This window comes from Variovorax sp. Varisp53 (assembly GCF_059491555.1).
Genome location: NZ_CP168512.1, coordinates 6,404,151 through 6,417,738 on the forward strand (window position 1 = coordinate 6,404,151; position 13,588 = coordinate 6,417,738).

General features: G+C 67.2%; 14 protein-coding genes. 3 read left to right on the plus strand and 11 right to left on the minus strand.

All coding sequences use genetic code 11. From position 1 onward, the window contains the following. Positions 1 to 6: 6 nt before the first annotated feature. The 8 genes from ACEOAB_RS30200 to ACEOAB_RS30235 form a co-directional block, all read right to left on the minus strand. On the minus strand, positions 7 to 711 hold the full coding sequence (locus ACEOAB_RS30200) for an ABC transporter ATP-binding protein (protein ID WP_413749121.1): 705 nt from the start codon (positions 709 to 711) through the stop codon (positions 7 to 9). After that, positions 704 to 1,471 carry an ABC transporter ATP-binding protein gene (locus tag ACEOAB_RS30205; RefSeq protein ID WP_413749122.1) on the minus strand — a complete coding sequence of 256 codons (768 nt, stop codon included), beginning with the start codon at positions 1,469 to 1,471 and terminating at the stop codon, positions 704 to 706. The genes ACEOAB_RS30200 and ACEOAB_RS30205 overlap by 8 nt, the downstream gene beginning before the upstream one ends. Continuing rightward, a complete protein-coding gene (locus ACEOAB_RS30210; protein WP_413749123.1) occupies positions 1,468 to 2,430 on the minus strand; it encodes a branched-chain amino acid ABC transporter permease in 963 nt (320 codons plus the stop codon). Before ACEOAB_RS30210 ends, ACEOAB_RS30205 begins: the two co-directional genes overlap by 4 nt. A 196-nt stretch (positions 2,431 to 2,626) precedes the next feature. Beyond that, entirely contained in the window at positions 2,627 to 3,487 is an 861-nt protein-coding gene (locus tag ACEOAB_RS30215; protein WP_413749124.1) for a branched-chain amino acid ABC transporter permease, read from the minus strand. Between the two features lie 19 nt (positions 3,488 to 3,506). Further along, positions 3,507 to 4,706 (minus strand): ABC transporter substrate-binding protein, encoded by a 1,200-nt coding sequence (locus tag ACEOAB_RS30220; protein WP_413749125.1) that lies wholly within the window; start codon positions 4,704 to 4,706, stop codon positions 3,507 to 3,509. A 96-nt stretch (positions 4,707 to 4,802) separates the two neighbouring features. Further along, positions 4,803 to 5,126: a 2Fe-2S iron-sulfur cluster-binding protein gene (locus ACEOAB_RS30225; protein ID WP_056600325.1), complete on the minus strand. Its 324-nt coding sequence runs from the start codon at positions 5,124 to 5,126 to the stop codon at positions 4,803 to 4,805. An 11-nt stretch (positions 5,127 to 5,137) separates the two neighbouring features. Further along, a complete protein-coding gene (locus tag ACEOAB_RS30230; RefSeq protein ID WP_413749126.1) occupies positions 5,138 to 6,583 on the minus strand; it encodes a glutamine synthetase family protein in 1,446 nt (481 codons plus the stop codon). A gap of 9 nt (positions 6,584 to 6,592) precedes the next feature. After that, entirely contained in the window at positions 6,593 to 7,927 is a 1,335-nt protein-coding gene (locus ACEOAB_RS30235; RefSeq protein ID WP_413749127.1) for an aromatic ring-hydroxylating dioxygenase subunit alpha, read from the minus strand. A 262-nt stretch (positions 7,928 to 8,189) separates the two neighbouring features. Between ACEOAB_RS30235 and ACEOAB_RS30240 the strand changes: the two genes are divergently transcribed. Then, positions 8,190 to 8,927 carry a GntR family transcriptional regulator gene (locus ACEOAB_RS30240; protein WP_413749128.1) on the plus strand — a complete coding sequence of 246 codons (738 nt, stop codon included), beginning with the start codon at positions 8,190 to 8,192 and terminating at the stop codon, positions 8,925 to 8,927. Between the two features lie 57 nt (positions 8,928 to 8,984). Here ACEOAB_RS30240 and ACEOAB_RS30245 read toward each other — a convergent pair whose 3' ends face one another. Beyond that, positions 8,985 to 10,484, minus strand: a complete 1,500-nt coding sequence (locus ACEOAB_RS30245; RefSeq protein WP_495653336.1) for an amidase — start codon at positions 10,482 to 10,484, stop codon at positions 8,985 to 8,987. Positions 10,485 to 10,588: 104 nt separating this feature from the next. Continuing rightward, on the minus strand, positions 10,589 to 11,395 hold the full coding sequence (locus tag ACEOAB_RS30250) for a metallophosphoesterase (protein WP_413751192.1): 807 nt from the start codon (positions 11,393 to 11,395) through the stop codon (positions 10,589 to 10,591). 125 nt (positions 11,396 to 11,520) lie between these two features. Between ACEOAB_RS30250 and ACEOAB_RS30255 the strand changes: the two genes are divergently transcribed. Further along, positions 11,521 to 11,694 (plus strand): hypothetical protein, encoded by a 174-nt coding sequence (locus ACEOAB_RS30255; RefSeq protein WP_413751191.1) that lies wholly within the window; start codon positions 11,521 to 11,523, stop codon positions 11,692 to 11,694. Between the two features lie 9 nt (positions 11,695 to 11,703). On the opposite strand, the gene ACEOAB_RS30260 is transcribed toward ACEOAB_RS30255, so the two are convergent. Further along, positions 11,704 to 12,684: a LysR family transcriptional regulator gene (locus tag ACEOAB_RS30260; protein WP_056600342.1), complete on the minus strand. Its 981-nt coding sequence runs from the start codon at positions 12,682 to 12,684 to the stop codon at positions 11,704 to 11,706. A gap of 121 nt (positions 12,685 to 12,805) precedes the next feature. On the opposite strand from ACEOAB_RS30260, the gene ACEOAB_RS30265 reads away from it, so the two are divergent. Further along, positions 12,806 to 13,348 (plus strand): hypothetical protein, encoded by a 543-nt coding sequence (locus ACEOAB_RS30265; protein WP_413751190.1) that lies wholly within the window; start codon positions 12,806 to 12,808, stop codon positions 13,346 to 13,348. Positions 13,349 to 13,588 lie beyond the last annotated feature (240 nt).

The following is a 13,588-nucleotide window of genomic DNA, read 5'->3' on the forward strand; positions in this document are numbered from 1 at the left end:
ACTCGATCAGACGCCGACGCCCAGCAAACCTTCCAGCAGTTCCTGGTCCGAAGCCAGTTCGCCGCTGGGCCCCGTGTGCACGACGGTCCCGCGCTCCAGCACGATGGCCTTGTGGGTCATCTCCAGTGCCAGCACAGGGTGCTGCTCCACCACGATCGACGCCAGTCCTTCCGACTCGCACAAACGGCGAATGGCGGCAGCCAACTCTTCCACGATGATCGGCGCGAGGCCCTCCATCGGCTCGTCGAGCAGCAGCAGCCTGGGGTTGGTCATCAGCGCGCGGCCGATGGCCAGCATCTGCTGTTCTCCGCCCGAGAGCTGGTTGCCGTAGTTGCCGCGCCGCTCGCGCAGGCGCGGGAAGAAGTCGTAGACGCGCTGGAGGTTCCAGCCGCCGAGCCGCGAGATCACCGTGAGGTTTTCTTCCACCGTGAGCGACGGGAACACCTCGCGCTCCTGCGGCACCCAGCCCAGCCCCGCACGCACGCGCTGGTGTGACGGCCAGCGCGAGATGTCGGCGCCCTGCCAACGGATCGCGCCCTGCATCACGCGGGTGTTGCCCATCAGCGTTTCCAGCAGCGTGGTCTTGCCCACGCCGTTGCGCCCGAGGATGGCGAGGCTCTCGCCTTGCTGCAACGAAAAGTCGAGCCGGTCGAGCACGACGGCGTTGCCGTAGCCGGCGGTGACGCGGTCGAAGGCGAGTGCTTCAGGCATGGTGGTGCGATGTTCCCAGGTAGACCTCGCGCACGCGCGGGTCGGCGCCGATGTCCGACGGCGTGCCTTCAGTGAGGATGCGTCCGCCGACCAGCACCGAGATGCGGCGCGAGAAGCGGAAGACGAGCTTCATGTCGTGCTCGATGAACAGCACGCTGATGTCCTGCGGCAGCGCCGCGATGGCCTCGAACAGCTCGCCGCTCTCGTCCTGCGGCACGCCGGCGGCGGGTTCGTCGAGCAGCAGGATGCGGGGCTTGGCCGCGAGCGCCAGCGCGATCTCGAGCAGGCGCTGCTTGCCGTAGGCCAGCTCGGCCACGGGCACGTCGGCCAGGCTGTCGAGCCTGAGCGTGCCGAGCAGCGCATGCGCTTCGTCGAACACCGCGCTGCAGCCCTTGAGCGGTCGCCACCAGGTGGCGCCCAGCCCTTCGCGCTCGCTGATCGCCAGCACCACCGACAGCAGCGGCGTGAGGCTGGGGAACAGCGTGTTGATCTGGAACGTGCGCGCCAGGCCCATGCGTGCGCGCTTGTCGCACGACAGGCGCGTGATGTCGCGTTCGCCCATGTGGATCGAGCCGTTGGTGGGCTTGAACACGCCGGTGAGCAGGTTGATGAGCGTGGTCTTGCCGGCGCCGTTGGGGCCGATCAGCGCCTGCCGCGCGCCGGGTTCGAGCGACAGGCTCACGTCGCTCACGGCCTGGAACGCGCCGAAGCGGATGCCCAGGCCCTGGGTGCGCAAGGTGTGCGTGGTGCTCGAGCTCATCGCGCCTTCCCCGTGCGAACGAAGCGCGACAGCGCGCCCATGATGCCGCCGCGGCCCAGCATGACGGCCGCGATCAGGAAGATGCCGAGCCAGAACATCCAGTACTGGGGGTTCATGTCGGCGAACCAGTCGTGCACGAGCATGTAGACGATGGCGCCGATCATGCCGCCGTACAGCCGGCCGGTGCCGCCGAGCACGAGGATGATGAGCACTTCGGCCGAGCGATTGAAGCCGATCGACTCGATGCCGACGAACTGCGTGGTCTGCGCCAGCAGGGCTCCCGCCACGCCGGCCACCGCGGCCGAGAAGGCATAGGCCATGCGCAGCCGCGCCTCCACCGGCGAGCCGATGGCGAGCATGCGCTTGCGGCTGTCGTGGATGCCGCGCAGCGCCAGGCCGAAGGGTGAGCGCAGCACCAGCCGCACGAGCAGGAACATCGCGAGCACCACGCCGAAGGCATAGCCGAAGGCGGTCTTGCCGTAGAGGTCGAAGTCGAAGAGGCCGAGCACGGGTGCAATCACCACGCCTTGCAAGCCGTCGGTGCCACCGGTAATGCCCGAGAGGCGGTTGGCCACTTCGAACAGCAGCACGCAGACGCCGATGGTGATCATCAGTCGCGTGAGGTCGGCGCCGCGCACGACGAGGTAGCTCAGCACATAGCCGAGCACGCCGCACACCGCGAGTGCGAACAGCAGGCCGGTGAAGGGTTCGCTCCAGCCGTACTTGGCGAGCAGGCCGGCCGCGTACGCGCCAGCACCGAAGAAGGCCGCATGGCCCACGGTGAGGATGCCCGCGTAGCCCAGCGCCATGTCGAGCGACACCGCGAAGAGGCCGAAGATCATCACCTGGCTCATCAGCGTGAGCTTGTCGGGCAGCAAGAAGAAACTCGACGCGAGTGCGAGCCAGAAGGCGATCTCTGCGATTCGCAGGCGCTGCGGGGTCATCGGCAAGCGTTTCATTCGTGTGGTTTCGTTGCGCGTTGTTGCTGTTCGGGGCGCGTGCACAGGCCGCCGGGTACTCCCCTCCGCGAATGTCCCCCGCCTTCGGCTCCTCCTTTATTTCGCTGCGGGGAGCACCCGACGCCCTGTGCACGAGGGCACGCTGCTGGTGTCCCGCTGATCAACAGGTGAGCGCACCCCGAAAGAAACGCGCACATCATGCGAGCCCCTTCTTCGCGACGATGCCGTTGGGCCGCACCAGCAGCATGACGATCATGAAGACGTAGATCAGAAAGGCGCCAGCTTCAGGCAGGTAGTACTTGCCCGCCACGTCGACGATGCCGACCAGCAGCGCCGCGATGAACGGCCCGGTGACGGTGCCCGCACCGCCCACGCACACCACCATCAAGAAGTAGACGAGGTACTTGAGCGGGAACGACGGCTCCAGCCCCAGCATGCCCAGGCTCAGCGCACCGCCGAGGCCCGCGAGGCCGCAGCCCAAGGAGAAGGTCAGGAAGAACAGGCGCTGCACGTGGATGCCGGTGCCGCCCGCCACGCGCTGGTTGTCCACCGCCGCACGCACCATCGCGCCATAACGCGTCTTGCCCAGGCCCAGCAGCAACGCAAGCAGCACGACCACGCCGCAGACGATCAGGAACAGGCGGTAACGGCCCACCTCCAGGCCCAGCAGCGACACCTGGCCGTCGAGCGCCGGCGGCAACGTGAAGGGCTGCATCGTCGGGCCGAAGAAGTATGTGAACGCGGCGATCGACACGAACACCACGCCGATCGACAGCAGCACCTGGTCCAGCGGATGCGCGCGGTACAGCCGCCGGTAGAACACGAACTCCAGCACCGCACCCACCACCGCCGCCGACACGAAGGCCACCGCCAGCGAGAGGCCGAAGCCCAGGCCGAAGTGGTTCGTCAGCACGCTGGCCGCGTAGCCGCCCACCATCGCGAAACTGCCGTGCGCGAGGTTGACGAAATTCATGAGCCCCATCGTGATGGACAGACCCACGCCGATGAGGAACAGGAGCATGCCGTAGGCCACTCCGTCGAAGATCACGATGCCCATGAATTTCCTGCTGGCTTGCTTACTTGGCGGCGGCGGCTTCCTTGGCCGGGTCCTTCACGCGGTCGAATTTGTCGAACTCGACGTTCACCAGCTGGCCGTTCACGCGCTCGGTCTTGCGGATGTAGACGGTCTGCACGATGTCGCGCGTGGCCGCATCGATCTCGATCGGGCCGCGCGGGCTCTCGAAGCTCAGGCCCTTGAGTGCGTCCATGAACTTGTCGCCGCCGGTGTCGCCCTTGGTCTTGGCCAGCGCGAGGTCGATGGCGGCCATGGCGTCGTACGCGGTCACGGCGAAGTAGCTCGGGCGCAGCTTGGCGCCGTTGTCGGCGGCGAAGTCCTTCACGAACTTCTGGTTCTTGGGTGAGGGATGTGCGAACGAGTAGTGGTGGCTGGTGACCAGGCCCAGCGCCACGTCGCCGGTGGCGTCGAGGTAGCTGTCGTCGGTGGCTTCGCCGGTGGCGTAGAGCTTGATGCCGGCCTGCTCCATGCCGCGCTCCTTCCACACCTTCAGGAAGGCCGGCGGCATCACGCCCGAGGGGAAGAAGAAGAACACGGCCTGGGGCTTGGCGTCCTTGATGCGCTGCACGTAGGCCGAGAAGTCGGGGTTGTTCATCGGCGTGCGCACTTCGCCCGAGACCTTGCCGCCGCCGGCGGTGAAGGTCTTCTTGAAGGCGGTTTCCGCGTCGACGCCCGAGGCGTAGTCGGCGACCACGGTGTAGGCGTCCTTGATGCCTTCCTTGAGCATGTAGCGCGCCATCGGGTCGGTGACCTGCTGCACGGTGAAGGACAGGCGCGCCACGTAGGGCGAGCTGGTGGTGATGGCCGAGGAGGCGGCATTCATCACGATGGTCGGGATCTTGGCCTGCGTGGCGATGGCGCCCACGGCGTACGCGTTGGGGCTGAAGTCCAGGCCGGTGAGCACGTTCACCTTGTCGCGCACGATCAGCTCCTGCGCGATGCGCTTGGCGGCGTCGGGCGCGGGGCCGGCGGTGTCTTTCTTGATGATCTCGACCGTGCGGCCACCCACCTTGCCGCCGTGCTCCTTCAGGTAGAGCGCGATGCCGGCGTCGAACTGGCGGCCGTAGTCGGCGTAGGGGCCGGAGTAGGTGGCAATGAGGCCGATGCGCAGCGGCTCGTCGGCGGCCTGCGCTGTGGCACCGAGCAGGCCGAGGCCGGCCAGCAGCAGGGTCGAGAGGATGGTTCTCTTGGTCATCGTCATTGGAAAACGCCTTTCAGGTGGAATGGATGCGCCCGCTCGGGGGTCGCTGTCGTGTAACCGGATGTGCAAAGCGGGCGATGATGCCCGAGCCGCGCTTCAGATCTGGGTATCGGGCACGCGCACCGTGAGGCCATCGAAGGTCGCGGTGATGTTGAGCTGGCAGCTCAGCCGCGAGCCAGGCTTGCGCTCCGAGGCGACGGCGTCGAGCAGTGCGCTCTCCATGTCGTCGGGCGGCGGCAGCAGGTCGATGAAGGCGTCGTCCACGTAGACGTGGCAGGTGGCGCAGGAGCAGCAGCCGCCGCACTCGGCGTCGATGCCGCGCACGTTGCCGCGGATGGCGGTCTCCATCACGCTGGCGCCGACCTTGGCGTCGACCGCGCGCGTGGCGCCGTCCTTGAGGATGTAGTGGATCGTGGGCATGGGTCTCGGGGTCAGAACATGTCGAAGTACTCGCGGTGTTCCCACTCGCTGACCTCGAGGTTGAAGCGGGCGATCTCCGCTTCCTTGATGTGGCAGAGGTAGTCCACGAAGGTCTTGCCCATCTGCGCGTTGAGCATTTCGTCGCGGCGCAGGCAGGCCAGCGCCTCGCCCAGCGAGCGCGGCAGTTGTTCGGCCGGTGTTTCGTAAGGCGCGTCGGCCGAAGGGCCGGGGTCGGTCTTGTGGTGGATGCCGTCCAGGCCCGAGAACAGCTGCGACGCGAGGTACAGGTACGGATTGGCCGTCGGCTCGCCCACGCGGTTCTCGATGCGCGAGGCGTTCTGCCCCACGCCGCCGAGTACGCGCAGCATCGCACCGCGGTTGTCGCGCGCCCAGATCGCGCGGTCGGGCGCGAGCGAGAAGGGGCGGTAGCGCCGGTAGCCGTTGATGGTGGGGCTCGCCAGCGCGGCCGCGCCGCAGGCGTGCGCCTTCAGGCCGCCGAGGTAGTGCATGCCGATCTCGCTCAGGGTCTGGCCCTCGGCCTGCGGCATGAACGCGTTCACGCCGTCGCTCTTGCGGCGCAGCGACTGGTGCAGGTGCCAGCCGCTGGACATCACGTTCGGGATCTTCGGGCGGCACATGAAGGTGGCATGCAGGCCGGCGCGCTGGCAGATCTGCTTGATGGCGCTGCGCAGCAGCACCATGGTGTCGGCGGGCATCACGCCGGCCGTGGGGCCGAAGGTCAGCTCGAACTGGCTCGGGCCGAACTCGATCTCGAGCGAACGCAGCGGCAGGCCGAGCGCGATGAGGTTCGAGCGCAGCAGCTCCATCAGCGTGTCGACGCGGTCGTAGCGCAGCTCGGTCAGGTACTGGTGGCCGTGCGACAGCAGCGACACGCGCGGCGGCTCGCCGGGCTGGCCCGAATCGGCCAGGCCCATGCGTGCGTCGTCCAGCTTGAAGACGTGGAACTCGACCTCGAGGCCGGCGATGAAATCGAGCCCCAGCGTGTCGAGCTGGCGCACCGCGCGCTGCAGGATCTGCCGCGTCGCGAAGGGGCAGGGCATGCCGTCGGCCATGTAGGCGTCGCACAGGATCCAGCCGGTGCGCGGCGACCACGGCAGGATCTTGAAGGTGGCGGGGTCGGCCACGATGGTGAAGTCGGCGCCGCCCTGCAGGCCTTCGATGGCGAAGCCGCCGCCTTGCGTGAACACCGGGAACACAGTCTTGTGCGAGGTGTCCTTGGCCAGCAGCGTGGAGGTGAGGTTCACGCCTTCCCATAGCGCCGAGCGCGCCTCCGTGGCGACGAGCGTCTTGCCGCGCAGGATGCCGTGCTGGTCGGGCCAGGCGAAGCGGACGAGGTCGACCTCCCCGCTGTCGATGCGGCGCACCAGTTCCCTGGCCTGCGCGTGCTGGTCGTCGGACCAGAGACCGAAGCGGTCGACGAATGTGTGGCTGGTCATGGCGCGTGCTCAGGCAGCGAGCCGTGCAGAGGCCCAGTCGGACTTCAGGCGGCGCGCGCGGTCGGCGTCCTGCCAGTAGGCCTCGGTGGCGGCTTCGTCGCCGACGTTGCGGCCGATACCGTCGATGGAAGGCGGCCCGGTCATCGCGCTGGCCTGTGCCGCGTCGATGAGCATCGGCGTGGTCTCGCCGGCGAGCGTGGCCTCGATGGCCTTCACCAGCACGCGGCGGTAGGCAATGATGCCCTTGTCGGTGCTGCCCAGGTGCTCGCGCGTGCGGTCCTGGATGGCGCCCTGCGACTCCACCGCCCACTGGTCGTGCACGTTGATGTCGTCGCCCATGCCGGTGTAGGTCTCGGTGAGCTGCTCGTCGATGCTGTAGCCGTAGTTGTTGCGCTTGTTCTTGCGCGAGGTGTAGTCGGGCAGCTCGTAGAGCTTCAGGCGCTGGTCGCGCATCTGCTGCTTGTCGACCGGGCCGGTGAAGCTCGTGAAGATGGCGTACCAGTAGCAGTGCGTGTCGTCCACGGGCACGTGCCATTGCGAGATGGTCATCTCGGCGCTCATCGGGATCACGAAGGCCTGCGGGAACACCACGTTGGTCACGCGCACGTGGGTGGTGTCCTCGGAGAGCTTGCGCAGCGCCTTGAGGCGGAAGCCGTAGTCGGTGGGCTCGACGCTGATGTCGGGCCGGTCGTACTCGCGCAGCACCTTGGTGATGGGCATGTCGGAGTCGGCCGAGGCGCCGCGGAACTGCTTGCCGTAGCTCCCGGAGGTGTCTTCGTCCTCGAAGAAGCGGTGCAGGTACGAGGCGTGCGCGGGGTCGATGCCCACTTCGAGCGCCTGCAGCCAGTTGCATTCGAACAAGCCCTTGAACGCGAAGGTGTGGCTGTCGGGCGCAACGAAGCAGTCGAAGTCGGGGAAGGCCGGGGGCTCGCCCTCGCCGATGTACGCGAAGACCACGCCGGCCTTCTCGACCACCGGGTAGGCCGACTGCTTGATGCGGCTGCACAGCTTGCTGGTGGCGGGCTCGGCGGGGGTCTCGAGGCAGTTGCCCTTGGCGTCGAACAGCCAGCCGTGGAAGGCGCAACGCAGGCCGCCGTTCTCGAGGCGGCCGAAGGCAAGGTCGGCGCCGCGGTGCGGGCAGTCGCGGTCGAGCATGCCGAGCTGGCCGCTCTCGTCACGGAACAGGACGAAGTCCTGCCCCATGAGCTTCACGGGCTTGACCGGGCGCGGGCCCGCCAGCTCGTCGGCCAGGGCCACCGGCTGCCAGTAGCGGCGCAGCAGCTGGCCGGCGGGCGCGCCGGGTCCGACGCGGGTGATGAAATCGTTCTGCTCGGCGCTGATCATCGTGCGGGCTCCATCGTGGGTTCTGTGGAAAGAGGTCTGCAGGCATTGCATGCAACTGTATGCATTGTCTTGGTGATTCTCGCTCCAGGTCAAACTTTCATCCGCGATTCAGTCCTTATTCGGGGCTTGAGATGGCAAAAATCAGGGTAAACGCTGAGCGTATCTTTGGTTTTTGACACTTGCTTCTTGTGAATGCATGCAACATCCGAGCCAAGGTAAATACGCTGCGTGCAATAGCGGGCGCGTCTCCTAGAATCCGCCGATGGACTCCCAACAATCCCGCGTGCTCGTGCAGCTGCGCGACATGATTCTCAAGGGCGAATTCGTGCCCGGAGAGCGGCTGGCCGAGATCCCGCTGGCCGAGAAACTCGAAGCCTCGCGCACCCCGGTGCGCCTCGCGCTGGCCAGCCTGGAGCACGAAGGGTTGATCGAGCAGTCGCCTTCGGGCGGCTACCAGATGCGCCGCTTCACCTCGCAGGAAGTGGCCGACGCCATTCGCGTGCGCGGCGTGATCGAAGGCTTCGCGGCGCGCCTGCTGGCCGAGGACGGTGCGCCCCGCCAGCTGCTGCGCGACCTGAAGGATTGCCTGGAAGCCGGCGACCGCGCGGTGAACAAGCCCAGCATGGAGATCGACGACTACGCGGCCTACGTCGAGATGAACGACCGCTTCCACAAGCTGATCGTCGACGGATGCGGCAACCTCGCGCTCAAGCGCGTGATGGACATGCTGGGCGGCCAACCTTTCGCCGCGCCGAGCGCGATGCTGCCGATGCAGTCGTCCATGGAAGAGGGCCAGCAGTGGATGCGCCAGGCGCACCGCACGCACCACGCGATGGTGCAGGCCATCGAGCGCGGCCAGGGCTCGCGGGCGCAGGCGCTGGGCGAAGAACACGTCGAGATCGCGCGCATGAACCTCGACTACGCGCTGGAGCGGCCGGAGCTGGCGGCCGAGCTGATGCCCGGCATTCGCCTGGTGTCCAAGGGCCGCGGCGGCGCTTGAACGAGCAAGGGCTGTTTCGTCGATCCGTCGGCATCCGCCGTGCAGGCGGGTGCCGTATCAGCTGCTGAGCGCGCGCCGCGGCGTCACCACGGCTTCCACCGCCGCGCCGACCGCGAGCAGCCGGTGGTCGGTGTTGCCGATGCCGGCCACCATCAGCCCGACCGGCGCCGTGCCGACGTCGTGGCAGGGCACCGAGAGCGCGCAGCCGTCGAACAGGTTCACCACGGAGGGGTTGCGCAGCATGCGGGCATTGATGCGGTAGTAGGTGTCGTCGTCCTTCAGCACCTCGGCGATCGGCGGTGCGATGTCGGGCGTGGTGGGCATCAGCATGGCGTCGTAGCCCGCGGCGGCCGTGTTGATCGAGCGGATGAACTGGCGGCGCAGCGCCTGCAACTGCAGGTAGTCGGGCGCGGTGATGGTTTCGCCGGTCTTGATGCGGGCGAGCACGCGCGGGTCGTACTTGGCGGCGGCGCTCTTGATGAAGTCGCGGTGCCAGGCGAAGGCCTCGGCGGCGGTGATCATGCCGCGTGGGTTGATGGTCGGCGCCTTCGCGAACTCGGCCATGGGCAGTTCGGTGACCGTGGCGCCGGCGGCCGAGAGCTTGGACAGCGCCGACGCGAAGGCCGCGGCCACGGGCGGCGACAGGTCGTCCTGGAAGAAGGTCTTGGGCACCGCGAAGCGCAGGCCGCGCAGCGGCAGCACGCGCAGCGGGCGCGGCAGTTCGGCGGCCAGCACGGAGTCGAGCAGGGCGCAGTCTTCCACCGTCCAGGCCATCGGCCCGGCCGAGTCGAAGGAGGTCGACAACGGCATCACGCCTTCCAGCGGAATGCGCCGCTGCGTCGGCTTGAAGCCCACCAGCCCGTTGAGGGCGGCTGGAATGCGCAGCGAGCCGCCCGTGTCGGTGCCGATGGCGCCGGCTGCCATGCCGTCGGCCACCGAGATCGCGCCGCCCGAAGTCGAGCCGCCCGGAATGCGGCCGGTCGCGCGGTCGTAGACGTTCTTCGGTGTGCCGTAGTTCGGGTTGATGCCGAGGCCGGTGTAGGCGAACTCGACTGTATTGGTGCGCCCGATGATGATCGCGCCGGCGCGCCGCAGCCGCTCGACCACGAGGGCATCGCGCGCCGCCGGCGGCTGGCCGGCCAGCACTGTCGAGCCGCCGAGCGTGGTGATGCCGGCTTCGTCGAACAAGTCCTTGAGCGAGATCGGGATGCCGGCGATCGGCGAAGCGGCCGCGCGGCCGCTCTTGCGTTCGGTGTCGAGCTGCGCCGCGGCGGCGCGGGCCGAGTCGGCGTGCACGCGTATGAAGGTTCGAGCGCCTTCGCCGGCCGGGTTCTGGATGGCGGCCAGCGCTTCCTCCACCAGTTGACTGCTGCTGAGGGAGCCGGCGGCGAGGCGACGCGACATCTCGGCCATCGACAGCTGGCCCATGGCCTTGCCCGCGCCTTCGCCCGGACCCTGAGCGAAAGCCCGTGGCCAGATGCCCAGCAAGCCGGTGGCTGCGGCAGCGCCCGCGGTCTGTTTCAGGAAAGTGCGTCGTTGTTCTTGCTGTTGCGTCATGGCGCTCTCCTCCATCGGTGAGATGGGCTCGAATCAGTCTACACAGCGGCAGTGGCGCGTACGTTGCCGGCCGTTACCGTGTTACGGCGCGTGACGCCGTTCTTTCAGCGCACGTCGATCAGCAGGTTGGGCTTGAAGCCCTCCTGCTCGCCATTTCGCGCGTAGCCCAGCGGATTGGCTACCACGCGGCAACCATTCTTTACATAGTCGGAAGGGCAATGCAGATGACCGTGCAGCCACAGCTTGGCGTGGGGCAGCAGTTCGTCGAGCGCATTGCAGAAACCGGCCGTGCCGGGCGTCAATCCGTAGCGCGGGTCGCCGCTCTCGAGACTGGGTGCGAAGTGGGTGATGGCCACCGTGGTGCCGTCGAAAGGCTCGGCCAGCGCCTCGGTGAGCCAGGCCTGGCAGGCCAGCGCCTGGTCGCGCAGCTGCGGGGCGAGGAAGAGTTCGCCGTTACGCATGGTGGCTGCTTTTTCAAGGTAGAAATCGGCCGCGCGCATTGCCTTGCCGCGTTTCTTGAGCGCCTCGGCCAGGCTGTCGGTGGGTTCGGCCAGTGCATCGAAGTCAGCCCACAGCGTCGTGCCAACGAAGCGGATGCCGTCGATCACCCGCGTTTCGCGCTCCAGCCAGAGGATGTCGAGCTCCTCGCACAGTGCGCGCAGGCGGCCGTGGGTCTCGTCGAAATCGAGGTTGTCGTATTCGTGGTTGCCTGGCACATAGACCACCGGCACCGGCCAGCCGTTGCGGGGCGAAAAGCGGCCCAGGCCGAAGTCGGCATCGGTCAGGCGGGAGCCCTGCTGGTAGGAGCCGATGTCGCCTGCAAGGATCAGCATGTCGGCACCCGGCACGGGCTCGGCATGGAAGCGGGGATGGGACTCCAGGTGCAGGTCGGAGAGCAGTTGAAGCTTCATCGTCGGGGCAGTCTAGGTGAATTGCCCCATGCATGAAGCGCATAAGGCTTGGCTTGAATTACTAGGGATAACCCTTATTCTTGAACCATCAACCACTCCAGCGCTGCCACGAGCCGCGCACTGTCATGTTCAGCCTCATTGCCCAAGTGGCCCGTTTCTTCCGTTCCTCCGCTGCCAACGCCCCGGCCAGCCATGCCGCCGCGTTGATGGAAAGCGCCGATATGCGCGCCGGCCGTGGAGCCCATCACGCGCAGGAACTGCGCGCCGCCGCCTCGGCCTGGCTCAGCGTCGTTCGCTGATCCCTCCGGTCAGCCGGGCACCTTCTGTCCGAGGACCGACCCGGCGAAAGCCGCGGCTGCCGAGCGCAACAACGCCGTTCGCAGCCATTCGTGCGCATGCCCGTGCTGGGCGCGCCGGTGCCAGATGGCATCCACATGCACCGGCGGCTGGTCGAAGGGCAGGTCGCGTAGCACCAACTGGTCGTCGATGCCGGTCACGGTCACGAAGTGACGCGGCAGCACTGTCAGCAGGTCTGAGTTGGCAACCACCCGTCCCGCCGTGAAGAACTGGTTCACCGTCACCACGATGCGCCGCTCGCGGCCCAGGGCGCCCAGCGTCTGGTCGATGAAGCCGTATGGCCGCCCCGAAAAACTCACCAGCAGGTGCCGCGCCGCGCAATAGTCGTCGAGCGTAAGGGGCGCGTTGGCCAGGGGGTGCCCGCGCCGCATCACGCATACATACTGGCCCAGGTAGAGCCGCTGGGTTTCGAACGCGACCCCCACGCCCGATTGCCCGCGCGCCGCCAGGCTCGCGATCACCGCCGGAAAGTAGCCGACGGCCATATCGACCTCTTCTTGTTCCAGCATGCGGCGCGGGTCGCGCGTGGTCAGCGGGAGCACGCGCAGCGAGATGGCGGGTGCCTCCTTTTCGGCGATCTGTACCAGTCCGGGGATCAGTTCGGCCGCGGTGGCATCGGCCATCGCTAATAGGAAGGTGGTGTCGGCAACCCCCGCATCGAACTCGCCGGGAGCCAGGGTGTGCTGCAGCTGGCGCAGAGCGTCGCGCACCGTCGGCCACAGGGCCAGCGCGCGCGGCGTGGGTTCGACGCCGGCGCCGGAGCGGCGCACCAGCTCGTCTCCCAGCACTTCGCGCAGGCGCCTCAGCGCGTTGCTCACCGCCGGTTGCGTGATCGAGAGGTTGCGGGCGGCGCGCGTGAGGTTGCGCTCCGCCATCACTTCGTCGAAGACGCGAAGCAGGTTGAGGTCGAGCGTGCGAAAGTTGACATCCATCAATCCTGTGAATGATAAACATCAGAAAGATAAAGTTGATACGCACTAGGGTAAGCCCTAATATCACTGCATCGGCCTTGTTCGCCACCACTGATTACCACTGTCCCAGGAGGGATGCATCATGACCAGCTTCGTTCACGTTGACCAACCTACTGTCCACCCCGGCGTGCGTCGCGCCGAAGTCCTGTTCGGCCAGATCCAGGCCGCCCGCGCCGGCGCCAACGGCACCCGCCCGCTCGTCGCGCTGCTGATCGTCGCCATCGCGGCGGCGGTACTGGTGGTGACCGACTCCCTCGTTTCCAATTGGAACGAAGGCGGCTTGCTTGCTGCCTGGACCGTGTTCTGCATCACCGCCATCGCCTTGTTCGCGCTGTTCGCAGGCTCGGTGCGCCAAAGCAGCATCGCCGGTGCCTGGCGCGCTGCCGCCGAGCGCCGCGCTTCTGCCCGTGCCGACGCCCGCTTCTTGGAAACCGCCCAGAACGACCCGCGCATCATGCAAGAGCTGCAGGCTGCGATGTGGCGTCAGCAATCGGAAGGCACAGTGCCTGCCGCCGAAGCCGCCAAGATCGACGCACTGGCCCGCACGAGCGCCCGCTCGCAGCAAGTGCGCATGCCCACGCTGTATGAAGCGATGCGCCGCATGAACAGCTCGCGCTATTACTAAGCAGTAGCCCGCTGAATGTGAAAGCCGCTCTTGAGCGGCTTTTTTCTTGTCTGTATGGAAAGAGGTGGGCTCGTTCACCTGAAGAGGAGGAGGCCCTCGATGACTTCCAGTGGCTTCTTTGGAGGCTGGGCGAAAAAAGTCCTCGGAAGTTGACGATGCGGACGAAAACGATGCATAATCGAAGGCTGCGCTGACAACGCCTTCGGGTGTTCGAAGCAAGCAGTCTCTCCGGAGAGTTGT

What these genes read in the sequence shown, in the direction of transcription:
- ACEOAB_RS30200 (WP_413749121.1), bottom strand. Translation starts at nt 711, where the DNA reads ATGCCTGAAGCACTCGCCTTCGACCGCGTCACCGCCGGCTACGGCAAC.
- ACEOAB_RS30220 (WP_413749125.1), bottom strand. Translation starts at nt 4,706, where the DNA reads ATGACGATGACCAAGAGAACCATCCTCTCGACCCTGCTGCTGGCCGGC.
- ACEOAB_RS30205 (WP_413749122.1), bottom strand. Translation starts at nt 1,471, where the DNA reads ATGAGCTCGAGCACCACGCACACCTTGCGCACCCAGGGCCTGGGCATC.
- ACEOAB_RS30255 (WP_413751191.1), top strand. Translation starts at nt 11,521, where the DNA reads ATGTTCAGCCTCATTGCCCAAGTGGCCCGTTTCTTCCGTTCCTCCGCT.
- ACEOAB_RS30240 (WP_413749128.1), top strand. Translation starts at nt 8,190, where the DNA reads ATGGACTCCCAACAATCCCGCGTGCTCGTGCAGCTGCGCGACATGATT.
- ACEOAB_RS30250 (WP_413751192.1), bottom strand. Translation starts at nt 11,395, where the DNA reads ATGAAGCTTCAACTGCTCTCCGACCTGCACCTGGAGTCCCATCCCCGC.
- ACEOAB_RS30230 (WP_413749126.1), bottom strand. Translation starts at nt 6,583, where the DNA reads ATGACCAGCCACACATTCGTCGACCGCTTCGGTCTCTGGTCCGACGAC.
- ACEOAB_RS30235 (WP_413749127.1), bottom strand. Translation starts at nt 7,927, where the DNA reads ATGATCAGCGCCGAGCAGAACGATTTCATCACCCGCGTCGGACCCGGC.
- ACEOAB_RS30245 (WP_495653336.1), bottom strand. Translation starts at nt 10,484, where the DNA reads ATGACGCAACAGCAAGAACAACGACGCACTTTCCTGAAACAGACCGCG.
- ACEOAB_RS30265 (WP_413751190.1), top strand. Translation starts at nt 12,806, where the DNA reads ATGACCAGCTTCGTTCACGTTGACCAACCTACTGTCCACCCCGGCGTG.
- ACEOAB_RS30215 (WP_413749124.1), bottom strand. Translation starts at nt 3,487, where the DNA reads ATGGGCATCGTGATCTTCGACGGAGTGGCCTACGGCATGCTCCTGTTC.
- ACEOAB_RS30210 (WP_413749123.1), bottom strand. Translation starts at nt 2,430, where the DNA reads ATGAAACGCTTGCCGATGACCCCGCAGCGCCTGCGAATCGCAGAGATC.
- ACEOAB_RS30260 (WP_056600342.1), bottom strand. Translation starts at nt 12,684, where the DNA reads ATGGATGTCAACTTTCGCACGCTCGACCTCAACCTGCTTCGCGTCTTC.
- ACEOAB_RS30225 (WP_056600325.1), bottom strand. Translation starts at nt 5,126, where the DNA reads ATGCCCACGATCCACTACATCCTCAAGGACGGCGCCACGCGCGCGGTC.